Annotated in this window: 5 protein-coding genes; 1 reads left to right on the top strand and 4 read right to left on the bottom strand. The window is 45.4% G+C overall.

The window, feature by feature from the left end; translation table 11 throughout:
• The coding region (locus A3761_RS16435) for a GGDEF domain-containing protein (protein ID WP_156491898.1) at positions 1-263 on the top strand (263 nt) is incomplete at its 5' end.
• Positions 264-886: 623 nt separating this feature from the next.
• Here the strand turns inward: A3761_RS16435 and A3761_RS16430 are convergent.
• From A3761_RS16430 to leuC, 4 genes are all read right to left on the bottom strand, one after another.
• A complete protein-coding gene (locus A3761_RS16430) occupies positions 887-2,074 on the bottom strand; it encodes a PilT/PilU family type 4a pilus ATPase (protein ID WP_068553502.1) in 1,188 nt (395 codons plus the stop codon).
• 206 nt (positions 2,075-2,280) lie between these two features.
• Complete coding sequence (gene asd / locus A3761_RS16425; protein ID WP_068510289.1) at positions 2,281-3,393, bottom strand: aspartate-semialdehyde dehydrogenase; 1,113 nt, start codon at positions 3,391-3,393, stop codon at positions 2,281-2,283.
• A gap of 36 nt (positions 3,394-3,429) precedes the next feature.
• Positions 3,430-4,080, bottom strand: a complete 651-nt coding sequence (leuD, locus tag A3761_RS16420) for a 3-isopropylmalate dehydratase small subunit (protein ID WP_068750521.1) — start codon at positions 4,078-4,080, stop codon at positions 3,430-3,432.
• A gap of 5 nt (positions 4,081-4,085) precedes the next feature.
• Entirely contained in the window at positions 4,086-5,507 is a 1,422-nt protein-coding gene (gene leuC, locus A3761_RS16415) for a 3-isopropylmalate dehydratase large subunit (protein ID WP_068553408.1), read from the bottom strand.
• Between the last annotated feature and the right edge of the window lie 64 nt (positions 5,508-5,571).

Raw genomic sequence — 5,571 nt, 5'->3', positions numbered from 1 at the left:
AGTTTTGCATCGTGTTACCTCAAACGGGGCTAGAGGGAGGAATCGTTGTCGCTGAGCGAATTCGAAAACGTATCGATCAGTATGTCATTGAAGCTGAGGGTTTTGATCAAGCTGTCACCGTAAGTATCGGTGTTTATTCTACGATACCTGAAAAAACAGATACAGCTAAGCATCTCTTGGAAAATGCAGATAATGCNCTTTATTCTGCAAAACGAAATGGCCGAAACCGTGTGGAAAGCTATCAAACGAAGCATCAGCAATAATAAAGATTAGTTATTACAGATATGTACTTAGGAGAGTAGGAACTATAACCCGCCCCTTTCGCCATGTCGTCTAAAAACGTGCCTGGGCTTTTACTTTGCGATGAGCTCAATCAGGTAAAAATAGCCTAAACATCATTCTAAATATTGGGGTCATAAATATTGGGGTCAGAGTAACATTCACTCATATCCATGTCCGCAATGTCGTGACTGCTAGTATAAACTTGGGCTTATGTCAGAGGCAGGAAGGTGAAGATAGCAGGCTTCGAGAAAGGTAGCACTCTGTGTTCTTTTCGTTAGTCCACCACATGCAGGTTTGGCTGAATAATCTCTATCTTGATAGGGTGCGCCGCGCGCACCGGCGAAGATTATGCCCTTCGCTGCCAGAAGGTTCCACCATCAGTATGACTCTGCTCCGTGCTAGCCCGCTTGCGAGCCGTGGAAGGCTCTGCTTACTGGTTAGGGGGTTACCTCAATTTATGTTTGTTTGAGCCACAGGGTTCAGCGGTGCGCATGGCGCACCCTATTAGAGTTGTCTGAGTATTAAATGCGGACATTCATGCCTAAGCAACCCTGTCACGCTGGGCCTAAACGCTATTTTAAAACTATAGGCCGAGTTCGGACCATTAAAATGAAGGCGAAGGAAAATCATCCTCGGGTTCGTCCTTCTTAATTTCTTCAAGGCTTAATTCCAAACCGCTGGACGTGACCATGGTGTCTTTAGACGGTTCACTTGAATCCCCTTCTCCACCATTCGAGTCATTTAGCTTGATCTTCAAGCGAAGGTTATTAGCAGAGTCAGCGTTCTTAATAGCTTCTTCAAGAGATATTTTGCCTGCTTTGTGTAGATTGAATAAAGCGGTATCGAATGTTTGCATCCCTAAACCTTGGGATTTTTCCATAATTTCCTTTATGCCTTCAATCTCTCCACGCAAGATTAATTCGCTGATAGTTGGCGTTCCTAAGAGAATCTCAATGGCCGCCGCACGCTTTCCATCTACTGTTGGTATTAGACGTTGAGAAATAAATGCACGCATATTCAGTGCTAAATCATTGAGTAGCTGAATACGTCGGTCTTCAGGGAAGAAGTTGATAATTCGGTCGAGCGCCTGGTTTGCGTTGTTAGCGTGGAGCGTAGAAATACAGAGATGGCCAGTTTCAGCAAAGGCTAGCGCGTGCTCCATCGTCTCTCTGTCCCTGATCTCACCAATTAGAATAACATCCGGCGCCTGACGCAGAGTATTCTTAAGCGCGGCTCTATAGCTTCGGGTATCAACCCCGACTTCACGTTGGTTTATTACACTCTTCTTATGTTTATGGACGAACTCTACAGGGTCCTCGATAGTGATAATGTGACCACCTGCGTTCGAGTTACGGTGATCTATGAGTGCTGCGAGAGAGGTAGATTTGCCCGAACCTGTACCACCAACAAATAACACTAGGCCACGTTTAGCCATTACGACCTCTTTTAATACTTGCGGTAAACCCAGGTCATCAGCCTTTGGAATCTCTGTGACGATATTACGTGCAACGATTGAAATCTCGTTTCGCTGTTTGAATATATTGATACGGAAGCGACCAACACCGGAAATTGTATAGGCTAGGTTCATTTCTAGCTCTTGCTCAAATTCCTTTGTTTGTTCGCTATCCATCACGCTATATGCAATATCTTGTATTACCCCAGGCTGTAAAGGCTCTTGCTCTAGCGGTTTTAACTTTCCGTGAAACTTTGCGCAAGGCGGCGCGCCGGTACTTAAATACAAATCAGAACCGTCATTACGTGCTAGCACAGTTAAGTATTTTTCAAATTTCATCGAGAATATCCTATTCGTCAGATCAAGAGAGTAAAGAAATCTAGACAATAAGAAATAGACTATATGTGTGGGTTTCGCCAGCTTGAAATGATTTGATGGATACTTGAGCGGTAAAAACGTGAAGTATGAGAGGTAGTACAAGAAGGGAGGAAGAATTGAGCCATATTGTTTATGTAAAACTGAAAATATGGCTCAATCAGAGCTAACTACTGTTCTAACAAGATGCGTAACATTCTTCTTAGAGGTTCAGCAGCACCCCATAGTAGCTGATCACCTACAGTAAACGCTGAAATATACTCCGGCCCCATTGTAAGCTTACGAATACGACCAACAGGAATGCTTAGCGTACCAGTTACTTCAGTAGGTGTAAGCTCATTAATCGTTTGCTCACGATCATTCGGAATAACCTTAACCCAGTCGTTCGCCTTCGCTAATTTTTGCTCAATCTCTTCCACTGAAATATCTTTCTTCAGCTTGATCGTTAAGGCCTGGCTATGACAACGCATTGCGCCAATACGCACGCACAGGCCGTCAATAGGGATCGGTGTGTCTTCAATGCCTAGTATTTTGTTTGTCTCGGCGCCAGCTTTCCACTCCTCCCTGCTTTGCCCTGAAGGTAGCTGGGTATCGATCCAAGGAATCAGGCTACCCGCAAGCGGCACACCGAATTGGTCTTTTGGAAACTCATCAGAACGCAGCCTTTCAGCGACCGCTTTGTCGATATCAAGGATTGCGCTTGCAGGGTCTGATAGTGGATTAATTACAGTATTATGAATATCACCCATCTGCGAGATTAGTTCACGCATATGCTTGGCACCAGAACCTGAAGCTGCTTGATAAGTCATGGGTGAAACCCACTCAATCAAGTCTTCAGCAAACAAACCACCTAGCGCAATCAGCATTAAGCTGACCGTACAGTTTCCGCCAACGTAGTTCTTAACGCCTGATGCCAGGCCTTTATCGATCACGTCACGGTTAACAGGATCGAGCACGATAATCGCTTGATCATCCATACGAAGCGCAGAAGCTGCGTCAATCCAGTAGCCGTCCCAGCCTGAGTCTCTCAGTGGCTGAAATACCTCTTTGGTATAATCACCACCCTGACAAGTAATGATGACATCCATTGCTGATAATTCAGCAATGTCGGTTGCGCTCTTAAGCTTTTTCTCACTTTGACCAACATCTGGCGCATCTTGGCCAGCCTGTGAGGTTGTGAAGAAAATAGGCTCAACCAATGAGAAGTCGTTTTCTTCTTTCATGCGCTGCATTAGCACGGAGCCTACCATGCCTCGCCAACCAACAAGTCCTAATTTTTTCATCTTGAAAACTCTTTTAAATAATCCAATAAGTCTGTTTTATCGCTCAAAATCTACAAATAACCAAGGTGCTTCAGCTTTTCTTTTCTCTTCATAAGCCTTGATTGCTTCGACGTTTTCTAGCGTTACGCCAATATCATCCAAACCGTTTAACAAACAGTGCTTACGGAAGTCATCGACTTCGAAGCTGTATACTTTACCACTCGGTGAAGTCACGGTTTGTTGCTCTAAATCAATACTTAGTTCATAACCTTCGTTTGCGAATAATTCGTTGAAGATTACGTCAACATCTTCTTCACTCAGAACGATCGGTAAAATACCGTTCTTGAAGCAGTTGTTGAAGAAAATATCCGCAAAGCTCGGCGCGATAACAGCACGAAAGCCATAATCATCAAGCGCCCAAGGCGCATGTTCACGAGATGAACCACAACCAAAGTTTTGACGTGCAATAAGAATATTTGACCCCTGATAGCGCGCCTGGTTAAGCGAAAAGTCCATATTCAATGGGCGCTTTGAACAGTCTTGCCCAGGATAGCCTTCATCCAAATAGCGCAACTCATCAAATAAGTTAATACNAAANCCCGTGCGCTTGATCGACTTAAGGAACTGCTTTGGCATAATCATATCGGTATCGACATTGGCACGATCAATCGGAGCAACGATACCTTTAACTTGTGTAAACTTTTTCATCGCTTTTACCCCTTAATAAATTCACGTACATCAACAAAGTGACCGGCTATGGCAGCCGCAGCGGCCATGGCAGGGCTAACCAAATGCGTACGACCACCAAAGCCTTGGCGACCTTCGAAATTACGGTTTGAAGTTGAAGCGCAATGCTCGCCTTCACCCAACTTGTCTGCATTCATTGCCAAGCACATTGAGCAACCCGGTTCACGCCATTCAAAACCGGCTTCTAAGAAAATCTTATCCAGCCCTTCTTGCTCAGCTTGCTCCTTGACCAAGCCAGAGCCTGGAACAATCAGCGCCTGCGTTAAAGAGTCTGCAACCTTGCGCCCCTTGACCACTTCTGCTGCCGCTCTAATATCTTCAATTCTTGAGTTAGTACAAGAACCAATAAATACTCTGTCCAGCTTAATGTCAGTAATAGGCATATCTGCTTCCAAGCCCATGTACTTAAGCGCTTTCTCGATGCCCTCTTTCTCAACTGCATCACTAGCGTTGTCAGGGTTAGGCACATTGTTATCTACCGGAAGCACCATTTCAGGAGAGGTTCCCCAGGTAACTTGAGGTTTGATTTCAGAGCCCTCTAGCTCGACAACCTGATCAAAGACAGCATCGTCATCACTGTGCAAGTCTTTCCAGTTTTCGACTGCGGCGTCCCACATCTCGCCTTTTGGCGCGAATGAACGGCCTTTTACGTAATCGACGGTCGTTTGATCTACTGCGATAACACCTACACGTGCACCAGCTTCGATAGCCATGTTGCACACGGTCATTCGCCCTTCCATAGACAGCTCTTCAATTGCTTTACCTGCAAACTCAATTGCGCAACCTGTACCGCCAGCCGTACCAATTTTGCCAATAATAGCCAAAACGATATCTTTACCTGTGATACCTTCGCCAACTGAACCGTTCACACGTACAAGCATGTTCTTCATCTTCTTCTGAACAAGGGTCTGGGAGGCCATAACATGCTCAACTTCAGAGGTGCCAATACCGTGAGCCAAGGCACCGAATGCGCCATGGGTAGAGGTATGGGAATCACCACAAACAACCGTCATGCCCGGCAAGGTAGCGCCCTGCTCTGGGCCTATTACGTGCACAATGCCCTGGCGCTTGTCTAACATTTTGAATTCAAGCACGTCGAAAGCTTCGCAGTTGTCATCCAAGGTTTGTACCTGGATACGTGAAACTTCATCGGTAATAGATTCAATTCCGCCAGTTCTGTCAGTTGTCGGGACGTTATGATCAGGTGTCGCGATATTAGCATCAGTTCGCCATAAAGGACGACCAGCCAGACGTAAGCCTTCAAAAGCCTGCGGTGACGTTACTTCGTGCAGAAGTTGTCTATCGATATAGATTAGTGAAGAACCATCTTCACGCTGCTTAACCAAGTGGGAATCCCACAATTTGTCATATAGCGTTCTACCAGCCATAACGTACTCCAGTGTTGCTTAAGGCCTAAAATTTGATGCCTGATACTTGATATCAAGCGTGCAC

The organism is Oleiphilus sp. HI0123, assembly GCF_001635315.1.
The sequence above is the reverse complement of the archived record's forward strand: the minus strand, read 5'-3'. Positions and strand labels throughout refer to the sequence as shown.

Coding starts and splice junctions, on each gene's coding strand:
- A3761_RS16430 (WP_068553502.1), bottom strand. CDS start 2,074: ATGAAATTTGAAAAATACTTAACTGTGCTAGCACGTAATGACGGTTCT.
- asd (WP_068510289.1), bottom strand. CDS start 3,393: ATGAAAAAATTAGGACTTGTTGGTTGGCGAGGCATGGTAGGCTCCGTG.
- leuC (WP_068553408.1), bottom strand. CDS start 5,507: ATGGCTGGTAGAACGCTATATGACAAATTGTGGGATTCCCACTTGGTT.